This is a genomic window from Delftia sp. DLF01, from assembly GCF_014852125.1.
Taxonomy (GTDB): domain Bacteria; phylum Pseudomonadota; class Gammaproteobacteria; order Burkholderiales; family Burkholderiaceae_C; genus Comamonas; species Comamonas acidovorans.
On the sequence record NZ_JACVAZ010000001.1, the window covers coordinates 1,497,017 to 1,514,367 of the forward strand.

Consider the following 17,351-nt stretch of genomic DNA (forward strand, 5'->3'; position numbering starts at 1 on the left):
GCCGTGGCGCATGTTTCCACGGCTGCGGCGCGCCGCTTGTAGGAAGCGGCGAACAGCGGTGGACAGGCGGCCTGCCTGTCTGCGGGTCACGGGCATGGATAGAATCCGAGGACCATGTCCAGATGGTTCATCGCGGTTTTCTCCCTGCACTTTGTCGTCAGCGTGGCTTTGTCCACGCTGGGGCTTGCGCCATGGCGCGCCCTGCCGCACGAGCCATGCGAGCCGCCCGGTGTCCACCCGCGCGCGGCCTGCGCCGGCCCGGAGCGCGCGGCGGCGCCGCGGGTGGACACGGTCTCCCTGCTCGATGACTTCGACCACGCGCTGATGGACGATCATCAGGACCTCCCCGATGTCGTGCACGCCGTGGACGGCATGCCGGCGCCCCGCCTGCAGGCCGGGCGCCACATCACCGCCAGCCTGCGCGAAGGCCCTTGGCGCAGCCTGGCACCGCCCGACCGGCCTCCCCGGGCAGCCTGATCCCCCATTGCCGTTTTTCTGACCTGCAGTGCCCTGCGCCTGCGGTGCCTCTGCCGCTTCGGGACCCTGTCCTGAATGCCCGGCTGCCGGGCTGGCCCCTGGCTTTCCTTCTTCCCGGACCCATCGCCGCATGGGCCCTTTCTGCCGCAGCTGCGGCTCCCGGTTCCCACAACACGCATCATGGAAATTGCCATACTTTTTGCGCTGATCCTGCTCAATGGCGTCTTCGCCATGTCCGAGATCGCGCTGGTGACGGCGCGCAAGGCGCGCCTGCAAAAACTCATTGACGAGGGCGATGCCGGCGCCGCCGCCGCCGCGCAGCTGGGGGCCGACCCCACGCGCTTTCTGTCCACCATCCAGATCGGCATCACCTCCATCGGCGTGCTCAACGGCATCGTCGGCGAGGCCGCGCTGGCCGCCCCCCTGGCCGAGTGGCTGCAGCGCCTGGGCGTGCCCGCGCCCTACGGCGGCTACACGGCCACGGCGCTGGTGGTGGTGCTGATCACCTATTTCTCCATCGTCGTCGGCGAGCTGGTGCCCAAGCGCATCGGCCAGACCTACCCAGAGACCTTTGCGCGCCTGATCGCACGCCCAGTCAACTGGCTGGCCCATCTGACCAAGCCCTTCGTGGTGCTGCTGTCCGTGTCCACCCATGCGCTGCTGCGCCTGCTGGGCGTCAAGGAAAACAGCGGCAGCGCCGTCACCGAGGAAGAGATCCACGCCATGCTGGCCGAAGGCACGACGGCCGGCGTCATCGAATCGCACGAGCACACCATGGTGCGCAACGTGTTCCGCCTTGATGACCGCCAGATCGGCTCGCTCATGGTGCCGCGCAGCGACGTGGTCTGCCTGGATGCGGATGCGCCGTTCGAGGACAACCTGCGCGTGATCGAGCAGTCCGACCACGCGCGCTTTCCCGTGGTGCGCGGCGGCATGGACTCCATCATCGGCGTGCTCAACGCGCGCCAGTGGCTGTCGCGCGCGCTGCAGGGCAAGGAGCAGGGCCTGACGGACCAGCCCATGCAGACCGCGCTCTATGTGCCCGAGACCATCACCGGCATGGAACTGCTGGAGAGCTTTCGCCTGTCCGACGTGCACATGGCCTTCGTGATCGACGAGTACGGCGAGGTCCAGGGAATCGTCACCCTGCAGGACCTGGTGGAGGCCATCACGGGCGAATTCCAGCCCCGCGATCCGCGCAACTCCTGGGCGCTGCAGCGCGAGGACGGCAGCTGGCTGCTGGACGGCCACATCCCCGTGCCCGAACTCAAGGACCGGCTGGAGCTGGCCACCGTGCCCGAGGAAGAGCGCGGCCGCTACCACACGCTGGCCGGCATGGTCATGCTGCTCACGGGCCGGCTGCCGTGTGTCACCGACACCGTGCAATGGGAAGGCTGGCGCTTCGAGGTGGTGGACATGGACGGCAAGGCCATCGACAAGGTGCTGGCCATGCGCGTGGACGTGTCGCTGCAGGTGCCGGGTGGTGAAGACGGCGGTGCGGCCCATGCCGCGCGCTGAACGCCGGGGCCCTCGCGGCGCATGGAAACTGCTGGCATGCGCGGCGGCCGTGGTCTTCATGGCCGCCTGCCTGGACGGCGTGCAGGGCTACCCGCAGCAGCAGGCACCCATCATCAGCCCCTACGACATGACCCAGGAGCAGCGGCTTGCCGAAATGAACGCCATGGGCGCGGCCGGCCATGCCGACCATCGATGGACCTACGAACTGCGCCCCGGCTGCGTGCTGCGCGTGGACCTGGACGGCCCGCAGGGCCCCAGGCCTTCGCATGACATCGCCCTGCTGGGCAGCGTGGTGGCCGTCACGGCCCAGCGCGAACGCGGCAGTTTCCGCGTGGAGCTGCAGCCCGGCGACGGCCTGCAGGCCGCGCGCTCCCTGGTGCTGGAAAGCGCCAGATGGGCCGACGCCAGCTGGACCCAGCTGCTGCTGCGGCTGATGCAAAAGGGCTGCGTGGAAATGCAGGGCCTCTCGCATGGCCGGGCCGCAAGCCGGCACTGACACTGACGTTGAAGGCGGCATCGCCATGGCACGGAGCGCGGCAGGCAAGCCGCTTCGCGCGCCCTTGAAAACAAAAGGCGGCACCGAAGTGCCGCCGGTTTGAACGCGGGACGAGAGCCCCGCGCACAAGGCAGATCGCCGGCTTACTTGGCCAGCGTCAGCGTGCCCTTCATCAGCGCGGAGTGGCCGGGGAAGGAGCAAAAGTAGCTGTAGGCCTCGCCGGCCTTCAGGGCGGCGGTGGAGAAGGTGACGGAATCGCTCTCGCCGCCGCCGATCACCTTGGTGTGGGCGATCACGCGGGCATCCTTTTCCTTCACGAAGTCCTTGGCCGCACCAGCGGCGATGCCGTCATTGGCCACGGGCTGCAGGTCGGCCGTCTTGCTCAGCACCCAGTTGTGGCCCATGGCCGTCTTGGGCAGCTTGCCCACATGCTTGAGCTTGACCGTGAACTGCTTGCAGCTGGCGGGCACGCTGATGGTGGGCTTGTTGAATTGCATGGCGTCATTGCCTTCGATCTCGACGGCGCAGTCGGCGGCCAGCACAGGCGCGGCGACGGCAGTCATTGCGAGGGCCAAGAGGACGGGCTTCCATTGCTTTGCCATTGTTTTCTCCTTGAAAAGCGGGTGAGGTGGCTGGCATCCGAGGGCCATGGACCGGCAGGCGGTCTGTCGCCATGGATGCTTTGTATGGCTGCCCCAAGCATAGACAGGATCGGGGGCGGCAGGTTGATTTGAATCAAGTCAAAAGAGTTCGAAGACTTGCGCTTGGAGCATGCGGTATGGCGTCGCGCATGCAGGGCATGCATTCGGGCTGCCGCAGGAAAACGGTTTTGCCGCCCGTGGTCTTTTGGCGACGGGCAACCCCACAGCTCGCATGCCTCTACTCACGTCAGTCACATTTGGGTACGATTGCGGGAAATAGAGGGAATGTATGAGATTGCTTGTTTTCATAGGCTCGATCATCGGCGCCATCTTTCTGCTGACGGCGTTCTTCGTCGACAGCTCCCATCAACAGGCGGCGCTGGCGGCCATGGCCTGCGCCAGCGTCCTCATTCCCTATGTGCTGTTCAGATTGCACTCGATCGCCGTCGAGCATGACCAGCTCGACCAGATCCTGCAACTGGTGCGAAAGTCCGGCAGCCAGGGCGAGGGGCTGGCCCAGGGAGGCGATGGGCCCCCTGAGGCGAGCGGGCCCGTGGCGCCCAGGTCCTGGATGTCCTGAGGCCTGGCATCGACAGGTCTGGCATCGACAGGTTTGGCAGGCGTCAGGCGAACTGCACCACCACGCGCCGGTTGGTGCGGCTTTTCTTCTCGATCTTGGTGACTGCGACCGTGCCTATCTCGGCCGTGCTACGCACATGCGTGCCGCCGCAGGGCTGGCGGTCCAGGCCGGGGATGTCGATGATGCGGATCGTGGAGGTGCCGCCTGGGGGCGCGGCGCCTGCGGTGCGCACCAGGTCGGGCTGTGCAGCCAGTTGCTCGGGCGTGATGCGGTCCACGTTCACGGCATGGCTGGCGGTGATCAGGGCGTTCAGGCGCTCCGTCAGATCGGTCTTGTCCAGCGTGGACTCGGGCAGGTCGAAATCCAGGCGTGCCGAGTCCGGCGAGATGCTGCAGCCCGTCACGGGCACAGGCACCAGCACGCCCAGCAGGTGCAGGCAGGTGTGCAGGCGCATCAGCCGGTGGCGCCTGTCCCAGTCAATCACCACCTGGACACGTTCACCCACCTGGGGCGGGGCATCGGTCTGCAGCACATGCAGGATGCGCTGCCGGTCATCGGCATAGACGGTGTCGATCAGCGCCAGGCTGCGGCCGTCGGCCAGGGTCAGCGTGCCGGTGTCGCCGGCCTGGCCGCCGCTGCGGGCATAGCAGACCGTGGCATCGAGCTCGATGCCTTCGGGGCTGACGGCCGTCACGGTGGCTTCGCAGCGGTCCAGGTAGGCGTCGTCGTCAAAGAGCTTGTGCGTCTGGGGCAGGGGCATGGGGTGTCTCTGGGGTCATGTCGTGGTCCATGGTATCGGCGGCATGGCAGGGCCGGGCAGTACGCCTGGGCGAAAAGTCCCCAGTACAGTCCATGGCCCGCAGCGGTGGCAGTCGCCTGCTTGACAGCCTGTCAAGTGGCGGTGCCCGCGACCTGACAAGATCGGCGCCCGCACCGCGTGCGTGCCGGGGAACAATGGCGTGGCCGTTGCGGATGGCGCTACAGATTTTTCCAAAGCTGACGACATACGCAGGGCATGAATCTGTGAGTTTTCCGAGGGACTGTCCGGATGGATCAAGAACTTCTGCTTCCGTCCGGTGCAGGCTCCACCCCCGTCTCCATCCCGGCAGGCCCTGGTTTGCGGCTGCCCACATTGTTCATCTCCTCATCTTTATGAGCACTACCGATCTTCACGCGGCTTCCCTGAGTGATCTCTATGACCGGCTGCATGAAAGCCTCAGCGACGAGGCCTTTGCCGCCGAACTCGACTCCCGCCTGCATGACGGGCGGGCCGACGAGGTACGCACCTTCCTGCGCGGCTGCGAGGAGCGTTGTCTCAACATCCTGGGGCATCTGAGCGGCAGCGACGCACCCTGGTCGCGTGACGGCGATCGCTGGCTGGCCTTTGCGCGGCTCACCGTGCCGCGCGGCCATGTGCTGTCGGGCCGCAGCGAGGAGCTGACCAATGCCCATGTGGCTGCCGAAGTGCGTATGCTGGCCGAGCAATGGCTGGCCCACGCCCGCAGCGCCGACCTGCCTGTGTACAAGGGCATAGGCTTGGTGCTCGGCAGCCTGCTGCCCTGGCTCAGTTATCCCGGCATGCCCTATGAAGAGGTGACGTCCACGCTGGACTGGGCGCTGGCGCTGCGCGAGGAGGCCGGGTTCCGCCGCAACCATGAGTACCACGCGGCCTGGAAGCCCCTGGTCGCCCAGTTGAACGATGCCGATCTGCTGCGCTACGCCGCCGTGGGCGGCAAGCTGTTCGACGATGTGCTGGACCACTACCGCAACGAGCGCCAGCCCAGGCAGCCCAAGGGCCAGGGCTGGAAGGACTGGCTGCCTTTTTTTGCCGAGCATCCCCAGCTCTTCGACAAATCCTACATAGATGATCCCGACCTGATCGGGCAGCGCTGGGCCAGTGCCGGCGCGCCCCGGCGAGAGGAACTGGCCGCGCTGCTGCTCAGCCAATTGACCTACTCCCAGCGCGCCGAGCGGACGAGCGCATTGCAATTGCTGGACCGCCTGGTGGCCGAGGATCCCGCGCCCTTTGCCAAGCAGCTGCGTGAGAACGGCCGCTACCAGATCAGCCTGGCGCTGGCCATGCATGTCATGAAGCACGACGATGCCGCCTTGCTGCCCCTGCTGCTGCCGGCCATTGCCCAGCGCTGCGACCGCGAGGACGAGCTGCGCCGCTACCGCAGCGTGATCCGCGAACTGGTGACCCGCCGCCCGGCCGATCTGGCCGAGGTGCCTGTCAAGGATCTGGTCAATGTGCTGCCCGCGTTCGACACCGCCAGCCTGAAGGCTACGCTGCCCACCTTGACCCCGCTCATCGCAGGCAGCAGCGCCAAGGGCCTGCGCGCCGCCATGGCCGGCCTGGCCGCCCATATTCCGCTGGCCAGCTTGGTGGATGCCGGCTGGCTGAACAAGCCGCCCAAGAACCTGCTGCTGACCTGCCGCGACGTGCTGCTGGCCCATCCCGACCCCGCTGTCGGTCCCTTGCTGGCGCAGTTGCTGGCCGGCGGCAAGCTGGATGCGGCCTCGGCCAGCAGCGTGCAGCAGCGGCTGCAGCAGTTGGGCCTGACAGGGCAGGGCGCCTCGACATCGGATGAAAGCCAGGCAGATGCCGCATCGCCAGCGTCTGCCGCTGGCGGCGTGGACCTGGAAGCCCAGCTCGCCTCCATCAAGCGCCTGAGCGCGGCCATCAAGCCCTTTGACACGCCCGAGCTGCTGGCGCTGTGCGCGCCGCTGTCCGAACACGCGGCCCGCGTGCTGCTGCATGTGTCCGCCATTGCCGAAGGCGGCTTGCCGCCGCTGGCCGGCGAGCTGCTGGCGCGCATTCCGGCCGACAACCGTGCCCGCCTGGCGCTGGCCCTGGTGCAGCAATGGATTGCTTCCGAGGGCGAACCCAAGCAGCGCTGGGCGCTCAGGCTGCTGCCCGGCCATGCCGATGACCGCGTGGTCGATGCGCTGGTGTCCGCCGTCCAGGCCTGGAACCGCCCGCGCCTGCAGCGCGCGGCCGCCGCCGTGGAGCATCTGGGCGAGGTGGACAGCCTCTACGCTCTGCTGCGCGTGCAGGAGATCTCCGAGTCGCGCTCGCTCAAGGACCAGGTGCAGCGCACGGCGCGCATCGCCCTGCGCGCTGCCGCTGCCCGCCGCAAGATGAGCGTGCCCGAACTCTTCGACGAGCTGACCCCCGACTTCGGCCTGGGCCAGGGCCTGACGGTCACGGTCGGGCCGCAGAGCTACCGCGTGGAGCTGCAGGGCGATCTGAGCCTGCGCGTCATCAACGACAAAAACAAGGCCAGCAAGACCATTCCTGCGGTCAAGGACGAGGCGCTCAAGCCCGAATGGGAGGCCGCCACCGCGCAGCTCAAGACCCTGGCCACCAGCCTCAAGACCGTGGTCAAGCAGCAGGCGCCGCGCATGCTGGCGGCCCTGGTCAGCGGCAAGCGCTGGCCGCTGGATCGCTGGCAGCGGCTGTTCGTGGCCCACCCGCTGCTGCGCATCGTGGGACGCAGCCTGATCTGGCGCGCAGAGGATGCGCCGGGCCTGGCGCGCACCAGCTTTCGCCTGGCCGAGGATTTCTCGCTGGTCGATGTGGAGGATGAAACCGTGGCCCTGCCGGCAGGCTGCAGCATCAGCCTCTGGCATCCGGCCACGGCCCAGCCCGGCGAGCGCGAAGCCTGGCAAACCTACATGGCCGACTATGAGCTGGAGCCCCTGGTTGACCAGCTGGGCGCCTGCGCCGAGCAGCCCGCGCCAGGCCAGTTCAAGAACGGCATGCTGCTGCCGCCCGCGCCGATCACGCTGGCGCAGGAGCAGCTCGGCGGCCTGCTCAAGAAGTTCGGCTACCGGCCCGGCCCCGTGGGCGATGGCCCCAGCATCAATGAGCATGTGTGGCGCCTGCCCGCGCTGGAGCTGAGCCTGGAGCTGTCGCACGGCTATTTCCCGCCCTACCTGGACCTGGGCCTGCCCGTGGCCGTGGAAGGCCTGCGCGTGCACGACCTGAGCAAGGAATACGGGGCCAGCGCCGACCCGGCGCGGCTGCCCAAGCCGCTGCTGGCCACGCTGCAAGGCCAGTGGCTTGCCCTGGCGGCCAAGGCGGCTGCTTGAGCCTTTGTGAACCTTTGCTCCCTTGAAACGTTGGCCGCCCGACCGCCCATCACCCAAGACTCCACAGACCATGAGCAACAACGAGACAGCAGCGCTTCCCCTGCAGGCTTTGTACGAACTGCACACGGCCGCGCCGGCCGGGCGCGAGGGCATGCCGGCCTTTGCCGCCGAACTGGCAAAGCGCCTGGCCCAGGGGCGTGATGCCGAGGTGGCGGACTTCCTGCGCGACAGCAGCAGCCTGTGCCAGGAGCGGTTGCACCAGCTGCCCGGCGAGCATGCGCCCTGGCAGCGCGACCACGCGCTGTGGCTGGCGCTGGCGCACATCAGCCTTCCGCTGGGACAGTTCTATGGGGGCAACTCGGGCGTGCCCCGGCGCAGTGCCGAGCTGACCGCAGAGCTGACGGCACTGGCCCGCGCCTGGCTGGATGACTGGGGCAGCCGCACCCACCAGCCCTGGAGACTGCGCGATGGCTACGACCTCGTGCTCAGGCAGGTGTTTGGCGTGCTGGGCCATGAAGGCATGTCCAGTGCCGAGATCATCGGCCTGCTGCGCTGGGCGCGGGAACTGAGCGCAAAGGCCGGCATTGCGCCCGGCGCGCAGTACTACTGCCACTGGCAGCACCTGCTGCACCAGCTGCCCGAGCCCGAACTGCTGGCCATGGCCATCGAGGACGGCGGCGGCCAGCTCAGCCGCGACATCGTCCAACGCCAGCTGCCGCTGCAGCGCACGCGGCCTGCAGCGCAGCGCTGGGCGCTGTGGCGGGATTTTTTTGCGCAATTCCCCGCCGTGCTTGACCAGCTGCGCCTGCCCGAGCCCGTGCTGATTGCATCGCGCTGGGAGACGGCCGATGCCGCGCGCCGCGACCTGCTGGCCCAGGACCTGTTCAAGGCCCTGTGCTTTGCCTCGGACGATGACTGGCCGCATGACCGTGTCCTGGTGGAGCGCATGCTGCAGACCGATGCCGCCCCCCTGGCCGCCTGGTTCAAGCAACTGGGCCACCTTGCGATCAATCCCGCCGTGGCGCAGCGGCTGTGGGACGCCCGGTGGCCGGCCCTGCTGCCGCTGCTATTGCCGGCCTGCGCAGACGGCTGCAAGCACGAATCCGACCGCGCCGGCTACGCCCCGGTGGCCGAAACCTTGCTGGCCGATCGCCCTGGCGACCTGGCCCGGCTGGCCGCCGGCCCGCTCACGCACCTTCTGCCCGCGCTGCGCGTGGACACGCTGCAGCGGCTGCTGCCGCAACTGGGCAAGGCCGCCTCCAGCAGTGCCTCCAAGGGCTTGCGTGCGGCGCTGGCCCAGGCCCTGTCTGCCTTGCCCGTGGATGCGCCCCAGGCCGCCGGCTGGCTGGCCAAGCCCAACAAGAACCTGGTGCTGGCCTACCGCGATGTGCTGGTGGCCCATCCTGATCCGGCGTCTGGCAGCCTGCTGTCGGCACTGCTGTCCGGTGGATTGCTGGAGGTGGCCGAGCAAGGCCCGGTGCAGGCGCGCCTGAAGGATCTGGGTGCCGCAGCCCCGGTTGCGGACGCAGCCAGGCCACCTGCCGGCGAGGCCGCGCCGGCAGGCAGCGATGGTGCCGGCTCCCTGGCAGAGCTTGAAGCCCAGGCCGCCAGCCTGCAGCGCCTGTCGCCCGCCATTGCCGCGCTGGACCAGCCGGCGCTGCTGGACCTGCTCGCGCCCCTGTCCGCCCAGGCCGCGCGTGCGCTGCTGCACCTGGCGGCCACCAGCCCGCAGGAGCTGCCGGCGCTGGCCCACCAACTGCTGGCTCAGGCCAGCGCCGAGAATCGCGTGCGGCTGGCTCTGGCCCTGGTCCAGCACTGGGTGGCTGCCGATGGCGCGCCCGAATCGCGCTGGGTGCTCAAGCTGCTGCCCGGCGCGGCGGACGATCGCATCGTCGATGTGCTCTCCTCGGCCGCCCTGGCCTGGCACAAGACGCGCAAGGAGCGTGCCGTGGTCGCGCTGCAGCAGCTAGGCCGGCTCGACACGGTCTATGCCCTGTCCTGCGTGCAGGCCCTGGCCACCGGCAAGACGCTCAAGCCCAGCGTGCTGGCCGCTGCACAGGCCGTGCTGGCCGAGGCCGCCACGCGGCGCGGCATGGCGCTGGCCGACCTCAGCGACGAGCTGACCCCGGACTTCGACCTGGGCCGGGGCGTGCAATTGCAGGTGGGCGCGCAGACCTATGACGTGCTGCTGCAGGGCGACCTGTCGCTGCGCCTGCGCACGCCGGCCGGCAAGCTGGTGCGCAGCCTGCCGGCCCTGGCCGACGAGGGGCTGCGCACGGAGTGGGATGCGGCCGCCGCGCGGCTCAAGACGCTGTCCAAAGGCATCAAGGCCGTGCTGCAGCAGCAGGCGCCGCGCCTGCAGTCCTGCCTGATGCTGGGCCGGCACTGGCCGCTGGACACCTGGCGCCGCCTCTTCCTGGAGCACCCGCTGCTGCGCGTGGTGGCACAGGGCCTGGTCTGGCGGGTGGAGCCGGCGGCCGGCCAGCCGTTCAGCCTGCGCATTGCCGAAGACCTGTCCCTGGTCGATGCCGAGAGCGACGCGGTGCCACTGCCGGCCGAGGGCCGCATCGCCCTGTGGCACCCCGCGCAGGCCACCGAACAGGAGCGTGCGCAGTGGCGTGAATGCCTGGCCGACTACGGCCTCAAGGCCCTGATCGAGCAGGTCGATGCACCCGCCGACCTGCCGCTGGCCAGCCAGTGGCAGCAGGAACTGCTGCAGCCCCTGGCACCGATACGGCTCACGCAGCAGGCGCTGGACGGCCTGGCAGGGCCATGGCGCTTTCATGCCGGCCCTGTGTGCGATGGCCCCGGCATCTACCTGCACCTGCGGGACTTTGCCGTGCAGCGCTGGCGCGTGGAACTGCTGCACAGCGCGGCCATGCCGTACTACGAGCCCGGCCATGAGATCGACATCGAAGGCTTTGCCCTGCGCGACATGGCCGCCGACCGCCTGCTGCCCCCGGCCGAATGGCCGCTGCCGCTGCAGGCGTCGCTGTGCGCCATGCTCCAGGCCCTGGCTTCGCGCGCTGCAGCCGCAGCAGCTGCAGCCCAGGTTTGACTCCCTCCAGAACCCCTGAATCCATGACCTCTTCGACCCTAGAACACACCGACCAGGCCACGCTGGAGGAACTGAGCGCCTCGCTGCCGCCCGCCGAACTGGTCCAGGTGCTGGCCAGCCGCATGCGCGCGGGCCGGCATGACGAAGTGGGCGCCTTCACGCGCAAGGCCTTCGACGACTATTCCAACCCCATCCGCGCCCTGGGCAACTTCGATCTGCCCTGGACCCATGACCATGAACTGTGGCTGGCCTTCGCGCGGCAGACCATCCCCTTCGGCCGCAGGATTGACGGCAGCCTGGACGGCGACATTCCACGCCACAGCCCCGAGCTTGCGGCCGAGTTCGAGCAGATGGCGCGCGCCAGCCTGGCCCGTCCACCTGCGCCGGACGGCGACAACGACTACCGTGAAATCCGCATCCTGGACATGTTCGGCTGGCTCTGGTACCCGGGCATCAGCCGCGAACGGGTGATGCAGCTGCTGGACTGGGCCGCAGAGCTGAACGTCCAGTCCGGCGCCAGGTATGACAGAGTCGACTGGAAGCTGCTGCTGGGCAGCCTGGACGACCAGGACCTGATGGAGCTGGCAGAGCGCGGCGGCGCGCTCTATGCCGACATCCGCGATGTCTACATGACGCGGCACAGCGACGTTCCGCACCCGCAGCGCTGCGCGCCCTGGTACGACTTCTACCGCCGCCATCCCGACTGGTTCGACGACAAGCCCATCAACGAAGACCCGGGCCTGATCGCGCTGCGCTGGGACCTGGGCGCCGATGCCCAGCGGCGGCTGGAACTGGTCAACCTGCTGCTGGGCAGGGCGGACCGCGAGCCGGCTGACTACTTCATCCCCATATTCGAGCGCCTGGTGCGGGAGGATGCCGCGCCCTTCGTCGCCTGGATCGAAGGATGGCAGCCCAAGTACCACTTCGATGCGGTGGTCGCCCGCCAGATCTGGACGGCACGCTACCCGGAGCTTTTGCCCCATCTGCTGCGCAGCATATTGCAGAAATCGCGCATTGAGCCCTTCATCGGCCTGCTCAACCAGATGCTGGCCGAGCAGCCCGACTATCTGCGCGAGATTCCCACCGTGCGCCTGGCCCCGCTGCTGGCGCAGCTGGACCCGGCCATGCTGCATACCCGGCTGCCTCTGCTGGGCGAACTGCTGGCGGCCAGCAGCTCGCGGGCGCTGCGCGAAGCGGTGGCGCGCTTCATGCAAGGGCTGGATGCGCAGGCCGTAGGCGCTGTCTTCGAGTCCAACGCCTGGCTGCAGCGGCGCGAGAAAGCGATGCAGCTGGCCTGCCGCGACATCCTGCTGGCCCATCCCGATCCCGGGGTCGCGCCGCTGCTGCAGGCGCTGCTGCGCACGGGCCTGGACCTGGGCTCCGAAAGCATGGTCGAGGGCCGGCTGCTGGCCCTGGGCGTCCCCGTGCCGGGCGCTCTGACCGTGGAGCAGGGTGAGGAGGGCCGGGTCCCGCTCGATGCGCTGGAGGCCCGCGTGGCGCGCTTCAAGCGCTTTTCCAGCAGCATCAAGGCCTACGACCAGCCCGAGACCCTGGCCCTGTTCGCGCCGCTGTCCGAGCATGCGGCCCGCACCGTGCTGCATCTGGTGGCCACAGCCGAGGAAGAACTGCCGCCGCTGGTGGAGCAGTTGCTGGCCCATGTGCCGGCCGAAAGCCGCGCCCAGCTGTCCCTGCACCTGGTCAATGCCTGGGTGGCCCTGGAGGGCGAGCCCAAGGCGCGCTGGGCGCTGCGCCTGGCTACGGGCCATATCGACGACCGCCTGGTGCAGACCCTGGTGGCCGCCGTGAAGGCCTGGGGCTGGAGCAAGAAGCTGCGCGCCATCATCGCCGTGGAGCAGCTCGGTGCGCTGGACACGCTGTATGCGCTGTCCCAGGTCCAGACCCTGTCCACCTCGCGCAAGCTCAAGGACCTGGTGATTGAAGCCACGCATGACGCGCTCAAGGCGGCCGCCCAGCGCCGCGGCCTGAGCCTGATCGAGCTGTATGACGAGCTGACGCCCGATTTCGGCCTGGGCGGCGAAGGCCTGGTGCTGGAGGTGGGCCCGCAGCGCTACCGCCTGCAGCTGCAGGGCGACCTGAGCCTGCGCGTGGTGGGCGACAAGGGCAAGGCCTCCAAGACCCTGCCTGCGCTCAAGGACGAATCGCTGCGTCTGCAGTGGAATGCGGCCCAGGCCGAATTCAAGACCGTTGCCGCTGGCGTCAAGGCCATCGCCAGGCAGCAGGTGCCGCGCCTGGGTACCGCCTTCATGACGGGACAGCGCTGGTCCGTCCCGCGCTGGCGCAGATTGTTCCTGCTGCATCCCCTGCTGCGCATCGTGGGCCGCAGCCTGATCTGGCGGCTGGAGCAGGGCGCGAGCTTTCGCATTGCCGAGGACTTTTCCCTGCTCGACGCCACCGACGATGCCGTGGAGCTGCCAGACGACGCACAGGTGCTGCTCTGGCATCCGGTCGATGCCGCAGCGGGCGAGGTTGAGGCCTGGCGCACCTGCCTGGCCGACTACGAGCTGCAGCCGCTGATCGACCAGCTGAACGCAGGCGCACAACTGCCCGAAGCCGGGCAGTGGAAGAACCATGCACTGCACCCCGCCGGCCCGCTGCAGATACGCCAGGGCGCGCTGTCCGGCCTGCTGGCCAAGTGGAACTACCGCCCCGGCCCCGTGGGGGACGGCCCCGGCATCTACGAGCACAAGCTGGACCTGGCAGGCCCGCAGCTGTACATCGAACTCCACCACGGGCGCTACCTGCCGTTCATGGACCTGGACAACCGCGTGGACATCACCCATGCCGTGGTCTATGACAGCAGCCATCGCGGCGAGGATGGCCGCTGGCCCCGGCTGCAGCCGCAGCAGTGGCCGCGCGCACTGCAGGCCACGCTGATGGCGCAGTTCGCGGCCATCGCCGCCAAATCGGCCAGCACCAAAGAGAGCGACTGATGGCCACCAAACGCATTGCAGCTGCCACCCCGGAGCCTGCCGCCCAGCGGCTGCCGGCCGAGATGGCCCACGCCCAGGAACTCGCGGCCCTGCAGGCCGCCGACCAGGGCCCGCGCCCCGACGGCTGGCGCCTGAGCCCGCGCTCCGTGCGGCGCTTCATCCTGGGCGGTGCGGAACCTGACGGCGGCGGGCCGGCCATCGCCCGCAAGATCCACGGCAACGATGCCCTGGTCGAGCGCGCCATCGTCACCCTGGCCGGCCAGCGCGGCCTGATGCTGGTGGGCGAGCCAGGCACGGCCAAGTCCCTGCTGTCCGAGCTGCTGGCCGCCGCCATCAGCGGCGACAGCAAGCTCACCGTGCAGGGCGGTGCCGGCGTGGTGGAAGAGCAGATCCGCTATGGCTGGAACTACGCCCTGCTGTTGCGCGACGGCCCCGGCCCCGAAGCCCTGGTGCCCGGCCCGCTGCACCGCGCCATGGGGGAAGGGCGGCTGCTGCGTTTCGAGGAAATCACGCGCTGCTCCACCGAAGTGCAGGACTGCATGGTGCCCGTGCTCTCCGAGCGGCTGCTGCAGATTCCCGAACTCAAGCACGAGCAGCCCTGGCTGCTGGCACGGCCGGGCTTCAATGTGATTGCCACGGCCAACCTGCGCGATCGCGGCGTCAACGAGATGTCGGCTGCGCTCAAGCGCCGCTTCAACTTCGAGACCATGCGCCCGCTCGAAGGCGTGGCCGCGCAGGCCGCGCTGATAGGGCAGGAGGTGGACCGCGCACTGGCGCAGCAGCGCATCGGCACCACCGTCGCGCCCGATGTGCTGGCCCTGCTGGCCACGGCCTTCCAGGAGCTGCGCAGCGGCAGCGTGGAGGGCACGGCCGTGGAGCGGCCGGGCACCGTGCTGTCCACGGCCGAGGCCATCGACGTGGCCTTCAACGCCGCCTGCCAGTGCTGGTACTTCGGGCAGGAGCAGGTGGGTCCGGCCCACTTGGCGCGCCACCTGCTGGGCACGGTGATCAAGGACGACGACGAGGACCGGCGCCGTTTCGCCGAATACCTGCGCGTGGTGGCACGCCAGCGCGCAGGGCAGCCGCAGTGGCAGGACTTTGTCGCAGGCGGCCGTGAGCACTGACGCTGCCGCGTGGCTGGCGCCGCTGCCGCAGCTGCGCCTGGTGCCCGTGCGCCACCACAGCCCGCGCTGCGCCCACCACCTGCGCGCGCTGATGCACGAGTTCAAGCCCACCCACGTGCTGATCGAAGGCCCGGGCGAGCTCGATGCCCTGCTGCCCGCGCTGCAGCACGCCCAGGCGCGTCCCCCGCTGGCCGCCTACCTGCATGCGGCCATGGCCGGGCCCGGCGCGGCCGAGCAAGACTGGCGCTGCCGTTGCTACGTGCCCTTTGCCGCCTTCTCGCCCGAATGGGTGGCCCTGCGCGAGGCGGCGCGGCTGCGCAGCGCCGTGCGCTTCATCGACCTGCCCTATGCCGACAGGCTGGCGCAGGCCGCGCAGCTGGACTACTTCGCCTGCGCGCCCGAACCCCTGCTGGCCGACGAGCCCGCGCGGCGCGCGCCCGACGTGCTGGCCGGCCTCATCCAGGCCAGCGGCTGCCGCGACTTCGACGAATGGTGGGACCGGCATTACGAATCTGGCAACGAGGACGCCTCGCCCCAGGCGTACTTTGCCGGCGTGCTGGCCTTCAGCCAGCTGTTGCGCGAGCGCGAGCAGGGCGCGGGCGGCAGCGGCATGGATGCCGAGGACGTGGCGCGCGAGGCGCACATGGCCGCCCAGGTCAGCGCGGCCCTGGCCGAAGGCGGGCGCTGCCTGGTGGTCTGCGGCGGCTTCCATGTGCCCGGCATCGTTGCCGGCCTCTCGGCCCCCGCCCGGCCTGCGGACGCCAAGCCCGCCATCGATGTGGGCGTGCACCTCATTGCCTACACGCTGCAGCGGCTGGAGCGCGCCAGCGGCTACGCGGCCGGCATGCCCATGCCTGGCTACTACCAGGGCGTTTGGCAGGCGCTGGAGCAGGGCGCTTCGCAACCCGATGCCCAGGCCTGGCCCGAGATGGCGGCGCGCACTGTGAACAGCCTGCGCGCCCGGGGCATGCCCGCCAGCCTGCCCGATGCGGCCGAGGCCGTGCGCCTGGCCCATGGCCTGGCCGCCTTGCGCGCCTGCCGCGGCGGCCGGGCCGAGCTGCTGGAAGCGCTGGACAGCGCCGTGTTCAAGGAGCATGCCCTGGCCCTGCGACCGCAGCCCATGGTGCAGCAGACCGGGCAGCAGACCGGCCAGCAGACTGGTCAATGGCTGCTGGACGCCGACGACTACGGCCAGTTGCCACCCAACGCGCCCGCCGCCCCGCTGCTGGTCGATGTGCAGGCCTTCTGCCTGCGCCACCGCCTGCCCGTGCGGCCTGCCGCACCCGTGCGCAAGGAGCTGGACATCTACCGCAGCGCGCGCCACCGCCGGCTGTCGCAGGGGCTGCACCGCCTGTGCTACCTGGGCGTGCCCTATGCGCAGCGCCTGGCCGGGCCGGACTTCGTGGCGGGCACGGGCCTGGCGCGTGTGCGCGAGGTCTGGACGCTGGGCTGGCAGGTCGAGACCACGGTGGCCCTGACCGAGGCCATGTGCCACGGCTCCAGCCTGGAGGAAGCCGCGGTGCACCTGGTGCGCGAGCGCCTGGCGCAGACGGCCCACACGGAGCCCGCGCAGCGCGTGCTGGAAGTGCTGGTCATGGGGCTGGACGGCATCGCCCAGCAGGTGCTGGACACCGTGCAGGCCTGGATGGAGCGCAGCCACGACGCGCTGGCCCTGGCCCGCGCCACGGGCTGCCTGGCCCTGGCCTACGAGGCCCGCCATGCGCTGGGCGGCGTGGGCCTGGCGCGCCTGCTGCCGCTGCTGCGGCGCTGCTTTGCCCAGGCCTGCCTGCGCCTGCCCTGGCTGGGCGAGGGCGATGCATCCCAGCAGGCACAGGCCCTGGATGCCCTGGCCGATCTGCACGGCATGGTCTGCCGCCACGCGCCCTGGGCCGACGCCGGCCTGTTCCACGATGCCTGTGCCGCCTTGCATGAGGCAGGCGCCGACAGCACGCCTGCGCGCGTGCGCGGCGCCACCGCCGGCATCCTGAGCATGGCCGGCCGCTGGCAGATCGCGCAGACCGATGCCGCCCTGCGCGCCATGCTGGGCCTGGCGCAGGTCGATGCCGCCGCCATGGGCGAATACCTGCAGGGCTTTTTGCGCGTGGCCAAGGGCTGGCTGCTCAGCCATCCGCCGCTGCTGCGCCTGCTCAGTGACGGCATTGCGCACTGGCCGGAAGACGCCTTCCTGGCCGGCCTGCCTGCCTTGCGGCTGGCCTTTGCCCAGCTGACCCGCGCCGAACTGCGGCAGCTGGCCGGGCGGCTGGCGGGTCTGTCGGGCGCGGCCACGCCACCTGCCGCAACCACGCTGGGCCAGGTGCACCTGCCATCGGACGAAGCCCTGGCGCACAGCCGCGCCCTGGCGGCCCAGGTGAGCCGGCTGCTGCAACCCTGGGGACTGTCATGAGCCGGGA

At 69.7% G+C, this 17,351-nt stretch carries 11 protein-coding genes; 9 read left to right on the plus strand and 2 right to left on the minus strand.

Features of this window, described 5'->3' with window-relative positions; translation table 11 throughout:
- The first annotated feature begins 114 nt into the window (after nucleotides 1–114).
- From IB269_RS06585 to IB269_RS06595, 3 genes are all read left to right on the plus strand, one after another.
- Nucleotides 115–477, plus strand: a complete 363-nt coding sequence (locus IB269_RS06585; RefSeq protein WP_192366705.1) for a hypothetical protein — start codon at nucleotides 115–117, stop codon at nucleotides 475–477.
- 180 nt (nucleotides 478–657) lie between these two features.
- Entirely contained in the window at nucleotides 658–1,995 is a 1,338-nt protein-coding gene (locus IB269_RS06590; protein WP_192366706.1) for a hemolysin family protein, read from the plus strand.
- Nucleotides 1,982–2,491: a hypothetical protein gene (locus tag IB269_RS06595; RefSeq protein WP_192366707.1), complete on the plus strand. Its 510-nt coding sequence runs from the start codon at nucleotides 1,982–1,984 to the stop codon at nucleotides 2,489–2,491. The genes IB269_RS06590 and IB269_RS06595 overlap by 14 nt, the downstream gene beginning before the upstream one ends.
- Before the next feature lie 143 nt (nucleotides 2,492–2,634).
- On the opposite strand, the gene azu is transcribed toward IB269_RS06595, so the two are convergent.
- Entirely contained in the window at nucleotides 2,635–3,093 is a 459-nt protein-coding gene (azu, locus tag IB269_RS06600; protein WP_012206029.1) for an azurin, read from the minus strand.
- A 328-nt stretch (nucleotides 3,094–3,421) separates the two neighbouring features.
- Between azu and IB269_RS06605 the strand changes: the two genes are divergently transcribed.
- Complete coding sequence (locus tag IB269_RS06605; RefSeq protein WP_043821386.1) at nucleotides 3,422–3,712, plus strand: hypothetical protein; 291 nt, start codon at nucleotides 3,422–3,424, stop codon at nucleotides 3,710–3,712.
- 43 nt (nucleotides 3,713–3,755) lie between these two features.
- Here the strand turns inward: IB269_RS06605 and IB269_RS06610 are convergent, their stop codons facing one another.
- Nucleotides 3,756–4,472 carry an alanyl-tRNA editing protein gene (locus tag IB269_RS06610; RefSeq protein ID WP_192366708.1) on the minus strand — a complete coding sequence of 239 codons (717 nt, stop codon included), beginning with the start codon at nucleotides 4,470–4,472 and terminating at the stop codon, nucleotides 3,756–3,758.
- Nucleotides 4,473–4,864: 392 nt separating this feature from the next.
- Between IB269_RS06610 and IB269_RS06615 the strand changes: the two genes are divergently transcribed.
- From IB269_RS06615 to IB269_RS06635, 5 genes are all read left to right on the plus strand, one after another.
- Entirely contained in the window at nucleotides 4,865–7,807 is a 2,943-nt protein-coding gene (locus IB269_RS06615) for a DUF4132 domain-containing protein (protein WP_192366709.1), read from the plus strand.
- 70 nt (nucleotides 7,808–7,877) lie between these two features.
- Nucleotides 7,878–10,865: a DUF4132 domain-containing protein gene (locus IB269_RS06620; RefSeq protein ID WP_192366710.1), complete on the plus strand. Its 2,988-nt coding sequence runs from the start codon at nucleotides 7,878–7,880 to the stop codon at nucleotides 10,863–10,865.
- 23 nt (nucleotides 10,866–10,888) lie between these two features.
- Nucleotides 10,889–13,816: a DUF4132 domain-containing protein gene (locus IB269_RS06625; RefSeq protein WP_192366711.1), complete on the plus strand. Its 2,928-nt coding sequence runs from the start codon at nucleotides 10,889–10,891 to the stop codon at nucleotides 13,814–13,816.
- Nucleotides 13,816–14,940: an ATP-binding protein gene (locus IB269_RS06630; protein ID WP_192366712.1), complete on the plus strand. Its 1,125-nt coding sequence runs from the start codon at nucleotides 13,816–13,818 to the stop codon at nucleotides 14,938–14,940. The genes IB269_RS06625 and IB269_RS06630 overlap by 1 nt, the downstream gene beginning before the upstream one ends.
- Nucleotides 14,930–17,344 (plus strand): DUF5682 family protein, encoded by a 2,415-nt coding sequence (locus tag IB269_RS06635; RefSeq protein ID WP_192366713.1) that lies wholly within the window; start codon nucleotides 14,930–14,932, stop codon nucleotides 17,342–17,344. Before IB269_RS06630 ends, IB269_RS06635 begins: the two co-directional genes overlap by 11 nt.
- The last annotated feature ends 7 nt before the right edge of the window (nucleotides 17,345–17,351 follow it).